Here is a 14,872-nt window from a genome sequence, read left to right as displayed (position 1 = left end):
GGGACTTTGGTGCGGGGCCGGAAAGCCGGCCCTTACGGCCTGGTCAGGCGGAACACCTTCTCGTGAAGCTCGGTCAGGCCCTGCTCCTTGAAGCGGGGGCTGTCCTCAAGCACATCCCAGTCCCGCAGGTGCTCGGTGGCGTAGTGGGCACCCAGGAGCCGGTCCAGCTCATCCTCCCAGACGGCGAAGGGCGGACCATTCATCTGATGCTGGTGGTATTCCAGGGTCACCAGGAGCATGGGCGGGGCCGACGGCAGAAGCTCCCGCAGCTTGGCGGTGTAGTCGGGCCGCATCTGGGGCGGCAGAGCGATTAGGGAGGCGCGGTCGAAGACCGCGTCCACGGGTCCCAGCAGATCGCGGTCCAGCTCGAAGAAGTCGCCACATAGGATCGTCACCCCGGCGGCGGCGTAGCGGATCCAGGTGCCCAACCGGTCGACGCGGGGCTCCAGCCCGTTTTCGTGGAAGAACTCGCGGCAGGCGCTGTCGCTGATTTCCACTCCCACCACGCGGTGGCCCCGGTGCGCCAGCCATTTCATGTCCACGCTCTTGCCGCACAGGGGCACGAATACCCGCGCGTCGGCGGCAACCGGCATGTGGGGCCAGAAGTCGGCCAGGTGCGGATTGACCTCTTCGCGGTGCCAGCCCAGTCGCCGGCTCCGCCAGCGTTCCAGCCAGAACTCGCGGTCCATGGGACCTCCGGATATCGGATTTGGCGGGGACGCGGAGGGATAGCAGGCTCGGCCTCCGCGCCGGGAGGGGGTTACAGGGTGGCGACCGCCGCGGCAGCCAGCAGGACCGCTGCCGTCGTGCTGAGCACTGCGCGCAGGCGCAGGAGCCAGGCGGTGTCGGGCTGTCGCGCCCAGGCCCGGCGGTCCACCCCATAGGCGGCTATCAGCAGGACGGCCTGCAGGCCCAGGGCCGCCGGCGTGGCCAGGGCCAGGCTGAGCCAAGCCAGGATCGCCGGCGCCACACCCCAGCTCAGGGAGGCCGGCACGCTGAAGGTGCTGCGCCCGCCGGCCAGGGTCCAGCCCCAGTGCAGGGCGCCCAGGAAGGACAGGATCACAGCGCCGTAGCCGGCCAGCATTCGCTCCGCCCCCGGGGCGGCCCCCGGCGCGAATAGGACCAGGGCGGTCAGGGCGGCGAACGGGATGAGGCCGGCGTAGCCCAGGGACCGGGCCCAGACCCGTGCCGCGTCCGGATCGGCGGCTCCGGTGATGAGAGGATGCGTCAGGGCCTCCTCGATTCCGCCAACCAGATCGCCGTCGATGAACACCTGGGGCAGGGTCTGCCACCCGGTGCGGCGCTCCAGCTGGTGGAAGCGCTCGCGCATGGCGGCATTGCCCATGCCCATGTGCTCCACGTGGTAGGGCACGCCGTTGGCTTCCAGTCCGTGGATCACCGGGCGGGCGTCGGTCAGGTTGGAGACGAACAGGACCACCCGGGCCCGGTCGATGGCCTCGTCCAGGGCGGCGTCGTGGTCGGAATTTGTCTGGGTCATGCGGGGTCTCCGGGAGGTTGGGGTTAGATCCGGTTGCGTAGCATGAGCTCGTCGGGATGGGGCTGGAGGTAGACCTGGCGCTCGACGTAGGGATCGGGGTGGCGGCGGAAGTGGTGGTTTAACAGGGTGATGGGCACGATCAGGGGCACGTAGCCGTTGCGGTAGGATTCGATCACCCCGGTCAACTCTTCCTTGTCGCCGCTGTCGAGGTGCTCCTTGAGGTAGCCCATGAGGTGGTACAGCACATTGGCGTTGCTCTTGCGGGTAGCGGGCTTGCGCAAGGCGGTCATGAGCTCGGTGAAGTAGGTGCCAACCGTCGCCTCGATGTCGCCGGACCCGGCCTCCGCCACCAGCTGGCCCAGGCGGCGGTAGGCCTGCTGGTCGTGGGCCATAAGCAGGAGCTTGTGGGCGCTGTGGAAAGCCACCAGGGCGGCGGGTGTGGGCTCGGCGGCCACCTCCCGGTGCCAGCGCTCGTGCACGAACACCCGTTCGATGAAGTTCTCCCGCAGCATGGGATCGCCCAGGCGGCCCTCCTCCTCCACCGGGAGCAGGGGGCGCTGGGCCATGAGGCTCTCGGCGTAGGCCCCGGCGGTGTTAGTCAGGGGGTTGCCGTCGGGCTTGTAGACCTTGACCCGCTCCATGCCGCAGGAGGGCGAGCCCTTTTTGAGGATGTAGCCGTGGATGTGCGGCAGCTCCGCCGCCATCTGCCGGCCGTAGGCATGCAGGTCCTCGGTGACGTCCATGTCCGGATTGCGGGTGCCAACCACCCGGACGGGCTCGCCCTTGTCCGCCTGAAGGCGGATGGGCTCGCGGGGTACGCCCAGACCGATGGCCACTTCGGGACAGACGGGGATGAAATCAAAGTACGCACTCAGCGTGCCATTGATGTAGGCGTCGCGCTTGTGTTGGCCGTCGAAGCGGACCTCCTCCCCCAGCAGGCAGCTCGAAATCCCCACGGGGATGCGGTCGGTGGGGGCTTCGGCGTTCGGCGAGGTGGTTTCGGCCAAGGCCGTCTCCTAAACGGTGATGGATTATTCGAGAGTTCGTCCGCTAGGCCGTGCTTCGGTTCCTGCCGTCGGCAGGATCCGGCTCAGGACAGCGTCAGCCGGATGGTACGGTCGTCGTCCAGGGTGAATCGGGTGCCCAGGGTCTCGCCCTCCCGGTTTAGGCGGTCCAGGAGCCAGCGGGCCTCCTCGGCGTTGGCGTCCGTTGCCCGGAAGCGCCGGATGCGCACCGGCCGCATGCCCAGACCGGTCAGCCGACCGCTGTCCCGGGCCAGCTCGGGAAAGTACATGAGGGTCAGTTCCGGCCGGTAGTCCTCCTCGCCGGGGATACCCTCGTAGTCGTTCAGGAAATCCCCGCAGCCGTAGAGCACCAGGCGGTCGCGGTATACCTCCATGCCCTTGGGGTGGTGAGAGCTGTGGCCGTGGATCAGATCCACCCCGGCGTCGTCGATGAGTGAGCGGGCGAAGCGGCGCTGCTCGACGGGCACCGCATAGCCCCAGTTGCCCCCCCAGTGAATGGAAGCCACCACCACGTCCGAAGGCCCCTTGATCCCCTCCACCTGCTCGGCCACGGCGGCTACCGCCCGGTCGGTCCCCTCGTCGATGCGCCAGATGCCCGATTGGTCGAGCCCGGCGGCCCATTCGGCAGGGACTCCGCTGGAGCCCGAGCCCATGGCGAGCAGGATCACCCGACCCTTGCCCGTGGCTGGCAGCAGCACTGGGGCCTGCGCCGCCGTTAGGCTCTCGCCGGCCCCGGCGGTAGGCACTCCGGCCCTGTGTAGGGCGTCCAAGGTGTCGGTCAGGCCTTTGTTGCCCCAGTCCAGGACGTGGTTGTTGGCCAGGGCGCAGGCGTCGATCTCTGCTGCCTTCAGGAGCTCGGTGTTTTCCGGGTGCATGCGGTAGTGCACGCCCTTGCCGCGCCACCACTGGTGGTTGCACGTGACCGCGGTCTCCAGATTGATGATCCGGCGGTCGGGACCGAAACGCTGCAGCCAGGCTAGGGTATCGCCCCAAACATAGGCGTAATCCACCGGGGCGGGTATGGGGCCGTTGGCCTCCTCCGCCATTTGTCGGTAATGGCGGGCATCGGTGATCCAGGGCTCGTGCAGCGTGGGATCGCAGGAATGGGGCAGCACCTGGTCGATGCCGCGGCCGGTCATGACATCGCCGCACAGGAATAGGCGGAGGGTGTCGGCCGAAGGTGGATGCGTAAGCATGGCGGCAACCTCGGGCGGAAACCTCTTCCCATTTCATACCTGTTGGCGGCGGAGGGCCAGCGCCGAGGTGGGCCTGGTCCATTTACCATCCGGGGGCTGACAGCCTATGTTGGAGATTCCTTCTTACCGAGGTGTCGCTGCCATGGCGGACGAGGTGACAACGCTCCATCCCAACGAGGCACACCGGCTGCTCAGGGAGGATCCACGGGCGGTCCCCATCGACGTTCGCTCGGCAATGGAATTCCTTATGCTAGGCCACCCGGTTGGGGCCATCCACATCCCCTGGATCGACGAGCCCGACTGGACGGTCAATCCCGATTTCGTGCGGGAGGTGCGCCGGATCCTGCTGGGCGGAGCGGTGTGTGATGAGGATGTCGGCTGTTCGCCGGTGGTGCTGATCTGTCGCAGCGGCAAGCGCTCCCTGCGGGCCGGGGAGCAGCTGAGGGATCCGGGTTTCGGCAATGTCTTCAACGTGGCGGAGGGCTTCGAGGGCGAGCTCGACCAGGACACTACCGCAGCACCCTGGGCGGCTGGCGCTACCAAGGCCTGCCATGGCAGCAGGGCTAGTTCCTTGGCCCTAGACGGAATTCGGGCGGTTGGCCAGCCACCTTCCGAGGTCGGCGCCGGCGAGGGGGTGATGGAAGAGGAAGCCCTGGGCTTCGTGACAGCCATCGGCGCGAAGGGCTTGGGCCTGATCCTCGGTCTCCACCCCTTCGGCCATTACCCGCAGACCCAGGCTGTCGCCCAAGGCGATCACCGAACGCACGATGGTCCGGTCATTAGGGTCGCTGAGCATGTCATGGATGAAGGAGCGGTCGATCTTGAGCCGTGCCACGGGTAGGCGCTTGAGGTAGGCAAGGGAGGAGAAGCCCGTGCCGAAGTCATCCACCGACAGTTTTACCCCCAGCTCCTGCAATTGCCGGAAGGTCCGTCCGGTGCCCTCGGACAAGAAGATCGCCTCGGTGACCTCCAGCTCCAGACGGTCCGCGGGCAGGCCGCAGGCCTCCAAAGCGCCCTGGACCGTATCGATCAGGCCGCCGTCGTGGACCTGGGCCGGCGAGATGTTGATCGCCAACCGGCCCGGGTCGAAGCCCGCAGCGCGCCACTCCTGGAACTGCCGACAGGCGGTGTAAAGGACCCACTCCCCGATGGCCAGGATGAGACGGGTTTCCTCCGCCACCGGGATGAATTCCGCGGGTGACACCAAGCCCAGTTGGGGATGTTGCCAGCGAAGCAGGGTTTCGGTGCCGATGGTGCGTCCACTGCCCAGGTCGAACTGGGGCTGGTAGACGAAGTGGAGCTGGTCCTGGTCGATGGCCTGGCGCAGATCCATCTCGATTCGCAACCGCCGGTCTGCCGCTTCCGTAAGATCGGCGGTGTAGAACTGATAGCGGTTGGTCCCCCGCGCCTTGGCGTGGTACATGGCGGCGTCGGCATTGCGAATCAGGGTGGCAGAATCCTTGCCATCGGTGGGATACAGGCTGATGCCTATGCCGGCGTCAATGGCGATCTGGTGGCCCTCCACCTCGAACGGGGTATGCAGGGCCCGGAGCAGGTGGCTGGCCTGGGTCGCGATGGCCTCCTGGCTTCCCGGATTGTGGAGAACCACGACGAACTCGTCGCCGCTTACCCGGGCGAGGAAATCGTCGGGCGGAACGGTCTCCCGCAAGCGGCCGCTCACCGCCCGCAGTAATTTGTCCCCAAAGGGATGGCCCAGGCTGTCATTGATGGTCTTGAAGCGGTCCAGGTCCATGAACAGGACCGCCATCAGCCCGTCTTTGCCGGGATCCCACAACCTCTGTTCCAGCCAGCCCTGCAGATGTAAACGGTTGGGGAGCTCGGTCAGAGTGTCGTGATAGGCCAGATAGTCGAGCCGAGCCTCGGTTTCCTTGAGGGGCGTAATGTCCTGCATCATGCCCACTAAGCGCATGGGCCGGCCAAGGCTGTCCCTTTCCAGTCGCGCCCGCGAATACAGGGTGCGCTCGCCGCTGCCCATCATCAACCGGAATTCCATGTCCAGGTCGGTGTCGCCGGCGATGGCCTTCTCCAGGGCCTGGTTGACCAAGGTCTGGTCATCGGGATGGACGCGGCTTGTCAGGCTGTCGAGATCGTCCCCTTCGTCCGGATCCATGGCCATAAGGCGTCGGGTATACTCCGGCCACACCGCCCTGCCCTCGTCGAGGCGATACTCCCAGGCGCCCACCCGGGCGATCTCCTGGGCCAGCAGCAGACGCTCCGTGTCCCGGCGGCGTTCGGTGATGTCTTCATCGATGCTAAGGACGTACGCCGATCCGCCGCTGTCCGTTGCCAAAGGCAGCTTGCGGCTGTAGAGCAGCCGGGTTCCCTGCGGCGTATCCACTGTTTCCTCGAACACCTTCACCTGGCCACCGTCGGCAAGGACCGCCCGGTCATTAGCCTGCAGGACCTCGGCCTCCCCGGCAGGGAAGATCTCGTCGTCCGTCAGTCCGATGACGTCTTCTTCGCGCCTTCCGAGGAGGTCGGTTCCGGCCCGATTGACGCGAACGTAGCGGCCATCACGGGCGTCCTTGAGAACCAGGATGACCGGTAGGTTGTCCAGAATGCCTTCCAGCTCCGACCGGCGTTGACGGATGGAAGACGCCATCTCGTTCAGGGCTCCGGCCAGCTGAGCGGCTTCCTTCGACCCCGAGACCTCGATGCGAGCGTCGTAATCCCCTCGACGCAGTGCCGTCAGGCCTTTGAGGACCGCATCCAGCGGGTTGGCGATGCGCCGACGGCCGAAAGCAAGCCCCAGGGGCAGGACCACGATCGCTGCCAGGCCCAGGACCCCGGCCATCACCCAGCGGGTTCCGGCCACCTCGCGCTCGAGGCGTTCCTTATTGAACAGCACACCCAGCAACAGCTCATCCCGGTCCCCCGTGGGCAGGGCTCGGAAGCCCGCCAAGTAGCGCGAGGTCTCCGTCCAGTGTCCTCCCTCCCCCGCAAATAGACCCGGTGGGGCTGTGCCCGGTATGGAATCGAGGGCGGCATCCTCCGGACCAAGCAAACGCTGGCCGTCGCTTCCCAAGGCAGCGAAGAAAAGGCCTGGAGACGGTGCAAGCTGGGCCAGTTGGTCCGGGCTTAGCGCTATCTTGAGGCGCAGCGAGCCCACCCGGGTCTTGTCGGGACCGTCGGGATCCAGGGCCACCGGCTGCCGGGCCGTCTGCAGAAGGCGACCCGGCTCGGCCCGGTAGCTGAGCGTTACGGCGGCCGGCATTGACTGGGAACGGTGCTCTTCGGGCAGGTGGGAGAGGGTTTCTGCCTGCCAGGTTGCGCCCTCCCGCCTCTGGAGGCTAATGATGGGGTCGCCGTCCCGGAAGGAATGGATGCCCAGTACAATGCGGTCTTTCCGCCGTTGGGCAAAGGCGGCCAGGGTACCATCGGTCAGATAGACGTAGGCTTCGGTGGCGGCGGTGGTCGCTATGACCTCGCGCAAGCGGCGGGCGAGCCCTTTCTTTTCCTCGTCGTACAGGAGGGCCCTGTAGTCGGTGGGATCCTGGTAGCGGGAAAGGAGGTTAAGGTCCGCAATGATGTGGTCGTTGGCCGCGAGATGGGCGGCGGTGCTGCGCGTCTCCTCTTCCAGCTGGCGCAGACTGGCGGCGAGGTTTTGGAAGGCCTCGCCGCCATCTTCCCGGGCGATATCGCGGTGGAGGTGGTGGAGGTAGCGGTCCATCGCCACCCCCGCAACTACCAGGGGCACCACGGTAGTGGCTAGCAGCAGCAGACCGATGCGGGATCCCAGGGTAAGCTTCAAGGTGCCCTCTACTAGAAGATGGGGTCAGCGGCGTCGAGATTATCCGCGGTGACCTGCACCGAGTCCAGAACCAACTCCCGCGGCACGGATTCACCCTGCAGCAGACGCAAGGCCAGTTCCGCCCCCTCCTGGCCGCCAGTGGGATAGGTGTAGCTGACCGCCTGCTCCCCATTGCGGATGGCCTTGCGGGCGGCTTGAATGTAGTCGATGCCTGCGATCAGCAGATTTCCGGGATCGATGCCCCCCCGACGCAGAGCCATGCGGGCCCCTACCGCCATGGAATCGCTCTGGGCGTAGATGGCGTCGAACGGGAAGCCGCCTTCCGTCCGCAGGATGGCCTCTACCGCTCGGAGGGCATCCCCCCGGAGGTAATTGCCGACTCGACTGGTCACCGAGATACCTGGATGCCGCTTGGTTTCGGCTAGGAAGGTCCGGGTGCGAAGGAGCGTCGGTGTGGCTTCGGGGAGGCCCTTGAGCATGAGAATCCTGCCTTCCCCCTCCAGGCGGTCAAGCAGGAAGCTCGCTAACCGCTGAGTAACCTGGCGGTTGTCCGGATGAACGAAAGCGGTGAAGCCTGCGCCGGGAATGCGCCGGTCGAGCAAGATTACCGGGGTCCCGTTGCGGTGAACCCGGCGGATGACCGGTTCCAGGAGCTTGCCATCGGCGGGGCTGGTGATTAGCACATCGACACCGCGGCGGGCCAAGCGCTCGACGTGGAGGGCCTGCAACGAGGCGTCGCCGCGGGCGTCGGTGACTTCCAGCTCAACTCCCGGGTAATCCGCCAGATGATCCCTTACGGCGGCCACCTGGGCCCGGCGCCAGTCGTTGCTCAGATCGTCCTGAGCGAAAGCAACGGATCCCTGGATTTCCGCGCTGACGGTCGCGGGGACCGCCGCCGCCAGGGCAATCAGCAGGTGCAGCAGGTGGCGGCGGAATCGCCGTGCCATGAGGGGGGTCGGTCCCGGCTCGAGAGGGATCGGCCCTGTCGGCCCGGGGAGGTGCCGGGGCCTTCTCGGTGCCAAACCCATAGATTATATGGGGATTTTACCATGACCGCCACCCGGCGATCGAAGGGAAGTAGAGCCCCAACCGGATGGGTCGGTTCTCCAGGCCCCTCATGAGGGTGGCGTAGGCGGTTAGCTGGTTCCGGTAAAGGGTCTGCTGACGGTCGAGGAAGGTTGCCTCGGCCTCGCCGGTTGGTTCCGCCATCTTGTAGTCCACGATCCAGCGGTTGTCCTCGCTATCGACGAAGGTGCGATCGATCACCCCTTCCAACAGGCGGCCCTCCACCATTCCGCTCACCGGGAATTCACAGTGGGCCTCGGCATGCTGGGAGGCCAGGAGCCACTGTCCGATGGTGTCGCCGAGTGTCCGCTCCAGGGCCGCCACCACCCGCTCGGCGGCTTCCTTCCGGGCGGGTTCCGGCACTCCCAGGGCGGCCAGCTCGGTGGCGAAATCATTCCCGCGCTCGGCCACCCGCCCCGCCCAGGCCGCCGGCCCCTGGAGGGCGATGACGCGCAGCATGCGGTGGACCAGGGTGCCCACATGGCGGGCGGTGGCATCCCCGCAGGTGAAGCCGGTTACCCTGCGCGCGGCTGCCGCCTGCCCGGTCTCCGCCACCGTCCCACCGGCGTCGGTGGCGCCGGCCCCGGAGCCCTCACTCGAGCGCCGGAAGCCTGGGGGCGGCGCCGGGGGCTGCCAGCTCGCGGTCAGGCGGCGAAGGCCGCCACCCGAGGTGCCGATGGTTGCCGGTGCCGGCGCCTCGGTCTCGCCGCGCTCGCGGGCGGCCTCGAAGTTGTCGGCCACCATGGGCCAAATCAGGTCCAGCAGGCTGGTGCCCGGGGGCCTGAGCGCGTCGGCCTCCGGGTTCCAGGGACAGTGGCTCACCAGGTGCAGGCGGGCTCGGGCCCGGGTGGTGGCGACGTACAGGAGGCGGGCCAGCTCGTTGGCATCACGCTCGGTCTCCATGGTGCCCAGGAAGTCGTAGATGGGATCGGATTCGGAGCCGGTGGGGTGCACCGGCGCCATCAGGAAGTCGGGGCCGGCCGCCGTGGGCCGCTCCAGGTGGCGCAGCAGCTTGCCGCCCTCGCCGCGCTGCAGCTGACGGCCCAGGCCGGGCAGGATGACGGTGTCGAATTCCAGCCCCTTGGCCTTGTGCACGGACATCACCTGGACATGGCCGGAGACGCCCTCGGGGCGGGCGTAAAGGCGGGCCATGCGCTCGTCCAGCTGGTCCGGGTCGGGCAGGTCGCCGCCGGCCTCCAGGGACGCCAGCAGGTCCAGGTACTGGCGCGCATCGTCCAGATCCGTAGCGCGCTGCACCGTGGCCGGCCCGCCCAGGCGGCGCCAGACACTCTCCACCTGGCGCCGCAGCCCGCCCCGGCGGCGCTCGCCCGCGGCGTCGAGCAGAACGCCGCGGACACGCTCGAGCCGCTGTTGGCCGTCGGCCGACAGCCCCGCCACCACGGTGTCGTCGCCCAGCCGCTGGGGCAGCGGTTCTGGGCCGGCGGCCAGGTGGTGGAGGTCGGCCAGGTCCAGCCCGGCCCAGGGGGCGCGCAGCACGGCCAGCCAGCTGGCGCGGTCGGCATCGTGGAGCAGCGCCCGGGTCAGGGCCAGCAGGTCCTGGATGACGGGCCGCTGGGCCAGGGGCTCGATCTCCACCGCCTGGTAGCCGATGCCCCTGGCCTGGAGCGCCGGCAGGATGCGGTCCAGGTGGGGGCGGGCGCGTACCAGCACCGCGATGCTGCCCTCCGGATCCGCGGCCAGGGCGGCCGCCACCTGGGCCGCGACGGTGTCCGCCTCGGTGGCCAGGGCGGCGTCCTCGGCGGCGCGATTGGCTTCGGTTGCGCCGCTCTCCCTGGGATACAGCACTGGGTGGACAGTGACCCCGGCCGCCGCCGTCGGCGCGTTGTGGGCGGCCGCGGCGGCGAAGGGGACGGCGCCGGTGGCGACGTCCTCGGCCGCCGGGAGGATGGCGGGGAAGGCGTCGTTGACGGCGTCCACCACCGCCGGGTCGGAGCGGAAGTTGACGGTGAGCTCCAGCGGCTCCAGGGGCACATCGCCCACGCCGTGGCGCCGGGCGCGCAGGAACAGCCCCACCTCGGCGTCGCGGAAGCGGTAGATGGACTGCATGGGGTCGCCCACCAGGAACAGGCTGCGCCCGTCCCCGGGCTGCCAGCCGGCGGTGAGCCGGCGCAGGATGGCCATCTGCAGGTTGGAGGTGTCCTGAAACTCGTCCACCAGCACATGCGTCAGGCGCTGGTCCAGGACCAGCGCCAGGTCGGTGGGTGCCTCGGGGTCGCCCAGGGCGTCCCGGGCGGCGATGCCGATGCCGGTAAAGTCGATTTCGCCGCGCTCCCGGAAGGCCACCTCCAGCTGGGCCGCCGCCAGCGGCAGGACCTCGATGAGGGCGTCAAGCAGGTGCCACTGCGCGTCGCTGTAGCGCGGCTCCGGCAGGCGGGCGGCAGCGGCCAGGCGCTGGGCCAGGACCTCGTCGTCGCGCAATTCCTCCAAAAGCTGGCCCATCCCGGCCTTGGCGGCCTCGTAGGTGGTGCCCTCGCCCTCGGGAGCGTCCTTGGGGGTGGGGAAGCCCTCGCGCTTGGTGACCGACTGACGCCAGGTGCCCTCATTGGTGAGCAGCAGCGCCGCCAGGCCCTGCCACACCGGCAGGTCGGCCGGATCGGTGCCGGGGGCCCGGGCGGGGCCCGCCAGGTTGCGCACCGGCGAGGCCTTGCCGGCCTCGGCCAAGCGCGCGGCGGCGAAGGCCCCCGCCGCCAGGGCCCGATCCAGGGCGTGCCGGGGGAAGGCGGCCTTCAGGTCGGCCAACGCCTCGCGCACCGCCCGCTCCAGGGCGCCCTCCAGCACCGCCCGGGCCTCGCCGGGATCACGGCGGTGCTCCACCAGCGGGCCCAGCCATTCCTCGCGGTGGCCCAGCAGATCAGCCAGCAGTCCCTCGGCCCGGCCCCAGTTGTTGTCCAGGTGGCGTACCAGGGCCGCCACCCGCTCGGCGCGGTCGCTGTCGGGGTCCTCCACCAGGTCCAGGGTGGCCCGGGCCGCATGGCGGAACAGCGGCTCGGCGGCCTCGGTCACCGCCGGGGGGCTGCCGAAGCGGGCCAGTACGGGCAGCTGACGGGCCAGCGAGGCGCAGAAGCTGTCGATGGTCTGCACCTGAAGGCGGTTGGGATGGCGGGCCAGTTGCCAGCCCTCCTCACGGTCCTGGGCCAGGGCTTGCTCGGCCATGTGGCGAGTTATCGCCGCCGCCTCGTCAGGTGGGGCAGTGCCGGCCTCGGCGTCGCGCAGGGCAGTGGCGATGCGGACGCGCATCTCCTCCGCCGCCTTGCGGGTGAAGGTGATCCCTAAGATCTCTTCGGGCTCGGTTACCGTGGCCAGCAGGCCCAAAAAGCGGTTCACCAGCAGGCTGGTCTTGCCCGAGCCGGCGGGAGCCTGAACGATGAAAGAGCGCGCCGGTTCGAGGGCGGCGCGGCGGGCGTCGCCGTCGGCCAGGCCGGCCTGGAAGGGCGGCGCCTCAGCCGTCATCGTCGTTTCGAGGGATGGACGCTTTCTCGTAGATGCGGCACAGGGCGTGGAGGTGGCACAGGCGGCAGGGGCTGCGTCCGGCCCCCGGCGGGGCGCGCGGCGTCACGGCCGCCTCGCCAGCGGCGATGTCCCCGGCCAGCCCCTCCAGGACGCCCCGCCAGTGATCCACCACTTCGGCCCAGCCGGCGCCGTCGAGCTGCTTGACCTGGCTCGCCGCGCGCAGGCCGCGACCGCTGGGGCCTTCGGCAATGCCCTCGTCGGCGATGCCCTCGATGTCCAGCAGGTCCGGCTTGAGCCGGGCGTAGGCGATGCCGGCCACGGCCTCGCCCACGGCCAGGGCGTACAGGGGCAGCTGGGGCTCCTCCGGGCGCTCGCCCAGCCACAGCTTGTAGTCGGCCTCGCCGGTCTTGTAATCGATCACCAGCCGCCGACCGTCGGCCAGCTCGTCCACCCGGTCCACCCGCAGCCGAACCCGGACACCACCGACGGTGGCCTCGGTGGCGGCCTCCAGATCGGCCGCCCGGAATGTCAGCCGGCGGTTACGCTCTTTGCTCAGCCAGGCATCCAGGCGCTCCGCCAGACGCTCGGCCTCCAGGGCGGCGGCGCGCTCGCCGTACAGGCCGGGCCGCTGGCGGCGGGCGGTTGCGACCTGGGCGTCGGCGACGCGGTGGCACAGGGCAGTCTGTTCCTCATCCGGGGTGGCCTGGAGCGTGGCCTGGTCGCCCAGGTAGTGCCACACCTCCCGCAGGGCGGCGTGAAGGAGCTGCCCGTGCTCCAGGGGGTCCGGTCGGTAGGCGGGGGCCTCCGGCATTTCGGCCGCCAGCCGGTGGCTGGCGAAGGCCCGGAAGGGGCAGTCCGATTGGTGCTTGAACAGGGCCGCGCCACCAGGGACCGGGTTATCGCCGGCCAGGCCCGGGCCCCGGGTGTCGCCGAGCCGCTCCAAGGGGGCTTCGGCGACCAGCTGCTCCTCCCACGCCCGGGCGGGCAGCACCGGCTCCCCGGGCTCCGCGCGGGGCAGGTGGGCCACAAGCGGGCTCGGCGGGAAATCCTCGTCGCGGGGGCCGCGTAGGGGGTAGCTGACTACCACCTCGGGAGCGGCGGCCAAAAGGCGCTCGGTGGCGCGCTCGGCGAAGGCCAGCTCGCGCTCGGGGGTGGCTCGGGGCAGTCGCAGCCGCTTCTGCAGGCGCCGCGGCAGGAAGGGATTGGGCCGGGGTGGCTGGGGCCAGGCGGCCTCGTGGGCTCCCAGCAGCCACAGGCGCTCGAAGCGGTGGCCTGCGGCCTCCAGCAGCCCCAGGACCTGGACCGGGGCTTCGGGGTCTGAGCGTGGCTGGAAAACCGTGTCCCCAGCAAGCCGCCGCAAGCGGCGAATTGCGGCGGCCGCGTCCACCGCGCCCAGCACCGGATCGAGGGCGACCATGGCCTCCAGGGCGTTGTCCTGCCAGGCCTCCATGGCCTGATGCTCGACGCTGTCCAAAGGGCGTTCGCGGGCCCAGCCCAGGGCCTCCAGGCAGCCGGCCAGGGTCTCGGCCCAGGCGCTGGGAAGTTGGCGCCGGGGCGCATCGTCCAGCAGCCGCCGGACGCTCTGGAGGCCCTGGGCCAGCTCCTGGCAGCCATGATCGGCCGGGCGACCGTCGCCCTCGGTGCGGGCGGCGAGGCGGGCCACCTCGCTGCGATGGACGCGGTCGCCGCCGCGCTCGCGCAGGGTTAGATCCAACTGGACGCGGGGCGCCGCCTCCGCGGCCGCGCCGGCCAGGTGCGGCGAGCGCACCAGGGCCCCCGCCTCGGCCACGGGCAGACCCGCCACCGCCAGGCTAAGGGCCTGAAGGGCGTCGGAGACCACCGGCACCTCGGCTAGCGGCTGGCCCAGGGACAGGTTGAAGGGCAAGTCCGCGGGCGAGCGCTCGGGTCGGCTGGTGGGGTCGTGGAAGGTGTCCAGCAGGGCGCGCTCGAGGGCATCGCGGACCTCGCCCAGCTCGGGGGCGACGATGGCGACAGGCCCTTCGGCCCCGGCCTCTAGCTGGGAACGAGCCCAGGCGGCGGCTGCTCGGACTTCGGCGGCCTGGTCGCTGTAGGCGGCGAGCCGGGCGTTGCCCGGGGTGGTTTGGGGATTGGTGGTGACCACTTCCGTGCCCCGGTCGGTTAGGGCATCCAGCATGGCCTGGTGCTGGGGCGGGATGTCGTCGAATCCGGCCAGGTGGAGGTGATCGGGGGCGGTAAGGGCCCCTTCTCGGAACAGCGCGGTCAGCCGCTCGGGAAGCTGCGCCGGGGCCACCCAGGACCCCTGGGCCAAGTGTCGCTCGAAAGTTTGGCGCCAGCGCCGGAAGGCGGCGGTATCGGCGCCGCCGGCGACCTCGGTGCGGTCCATGTCGCTCTCGGCCGCATCCAAGTGCCATTCCCGGGCCAGCCGCCAGGCCTCACGCGCTTCCGGAGCGGTGCCGCTCACCCGCAGCAGGCCCGGAGTCTGGCCGTCGGCGATGTCTGCCTCGATGACCTGCTCCCACAGGGCTAGCTCCTGGGCGGCGGTCAGCAGGGTGCCGGTGGCTGCGCCAAAGTCCCGGGCATCGCTCCAGGCGCGGCGAAGCCAGGCGCTGAAGGGCAGGACATCGGGACTGGGCCAGGCCCATTTGCCGGCCGCGGACTGGCGTTGGTGATAGGCGCGGCGAATGCTGCGGGCCAGGCGGTTGGTTACTGTGGCCACCGTGGGGCCACCCTCCAGGGTGTCGAGCCAGGCTTCCATCAGCGGCCGCACTCGGGTGGCTGGTTATGTGGGTTATGTCGACGGGGTGGTTGCGGCATCATGGCCGCATTGTCGCCCGTGCCGAGCCAGGCACAAACTGGTTTCCGT

At 69.6% G+C, this 14,872-nt stretch carries 8 protein-coding genes and 1 pseudogene; 1 reads left to right on the top strand and 8 read right to left on the bottom strand.

Going from position 1 to position 14,872, the window contains the following annotated elements; genetic code table 11:
- Positions 1–32 precede the first annotated feature (32 nt).
- The 4 genes from V5A19_RS04090 to V5A19_RS04075 form a co-directional block, all read right to left on the bottom strand.
- Positions 33–689: a thiopurine S-methyltransferase gene (locus V5A19_RS04090; protein WP_332318014.1), complete on the bottom strand. Its 657-nt coding sequence runs from the start codon at positions 687–689 to the stop codon at positions 33–35.
- A 71-nt stretch (positions 690–760) separates the two neighbouring features.
- Complete coding sequence (locus V5A19_RS04085) at positions 761–1,498, bottom strand: DUF3429 family protein (RefSeq protein WP_332318015.1); 738 nt, start codon at positions 1,496–1,498, stop codon at positions 761–763.
- 23 nt (positions 1,499–1,521) lie between these two features.
- Positions 1,522–2,505: a YbgA family protein gene (locus V5A19_RS04080; RefSeq protein WP_332318016.1), complete on the bottom strand. Its 984-nt coding sequence runs from the start codon at positions 2,503–2,505 to the stop codon at positions 1,522–1,524.
- Between the two features lie 83 nt (positions 2,506–2,588).
- Positions 2,589–3,719 (bottom strand): CapA family protein, encoded by a 1,131-nt coding sequence (locus tag V5A19_RS04075; protein WP_332318017.1) that lies wholly within the window; start codon positions 3,717–3,719, stop codon positions 2,589–2,591.
- A 142-nt stretch (positions 3,720–3,861) separates the two neighbouring features.
- On the opposite strand from V5A19_RS04075, the pseudogene V5A19_RS14295 reads away from it, so the two are divergent.
- Positions 3,862–4,286 (top strand): annotated as a pseudogene (locus V5A19_RS14295) (rhodanese-like domain-containing protein).
- A 10-nt stretch (positions 4,287–4,296) separates the two neighbouring features.
- Here the strand turns inward: V5A19_RS14295 and V5A19_RS04070 are convergent.
- From V5A19_RS04070 to V5A19_RS04055, 4 genes are all read right to left on the bottom strand, one after another.
- A complete protein-coding gene (locus V5A19_RS04070) occupies positions 4,297–7,491 on the bottom strand; it encodes an EAL domain-containing protein (RefSeq protein ID WP_332318018.1) in 3,195 nt (1,064 codons plus the stop codon).
- 11 nt (positions 7,492–7,502) lie between these two features.
- Positions 7,503–8,438 carry a substrate-binding domain-containing protein gene (locus V5A19_RS04065; RefSeq protein WP_332318019.1) on the bottom strand — a complete coding sequence of 312 codons (936 nt, stop codon included), beginning with the start codon at positions 8,436–8,438 and terminating at the stop codon, positions 7,503–7,505.
- Between the two features lie 97 nt (positions 8,439–8,535).
- Entirely contained in the window at positions 8,536–12,027 is a 3,492-nt protein-coding gene (locus V5A19_RS04060) for a UvrD-helicase domain-containing protein (protein WP_332318020.1), read from the bottom strand.
- Complete coding sequence (locus V5A19_RS04055) at positions 12,017–14,764, bottom strand: PD-(D/E)XK nuclease family protein (RefSeq protein WP_332318021.1); 2,748 nt, start codon at positions 14,762–14,764, stop codon at positions 12,017–12,019. The genes V5A19_RS04060 and V5A19_RS04055 overlap by 11 nt, the downstream gene beginning before the upstream one ends.
- Positions 14,765–14,872: the final 108 nt, after the last annotated feature.

The sequence above is a fragment of the Thiohalorhabdus sp. genome (genome assembly GCF_036628635.1).
Lineage (GTDB): Bacteria > Pseudomonadota > Gammaproteobacteria > Thiohalorhabdales > Thiohalorhabdaceae > Thiohalorhabdus.
Note: the sequence above shows the minus strand (reverse complement) of the source record. Positions and strands in the feature narration are given on the sequence as shown.

Bases quoted from the DNA above. Each gene is read 5' to 3' on its own strand.
- V5A19_RS04085 (WP_332318015.1), bottom strand. From the start codon at position 1,498: ATGACCCAGACAAATTCCGACCACGACGCCGCCCTGGACGAGGCCATC.
- V5A19_RS04075 (WP_332318017.1), bottom strand. From the start codon at position 3,719: ATGCTTACGCATCCACCTTCGGCCGACACCCTCCGCCTATTCCTGTGC.
- V5A19_RS04060 (WP_332318020.1), bottom strand. From the start codon at position 12,027: ATGACGGCTGAGGCGCCGCCCTTCCAGGCCGGCCTGGCCGACGGCGAC.
- V5A19_RS04065 (WP_332318019.1), bottom strand. From the start codon at position 8,438: ATGGCACGGCGATTCCGCCGCCACCTGCTGCACCTGCTGATTGCCCTG.
- V5A19_RS04055 (WP_332318021.1), bottom strand. From the start codon at position 14,764: ATGGAAGCCTGGCTCGACACCCTGGAGGGTGGCCCCACGGTGGCCACA.
- V5A19_RS04090 (WP_332318014.1), bottom strand. From the start codon at position 689: ATGGACCGCGAGTTCTGGCTGGAACGCTGGCGGAGCCGGCGACTGGGC.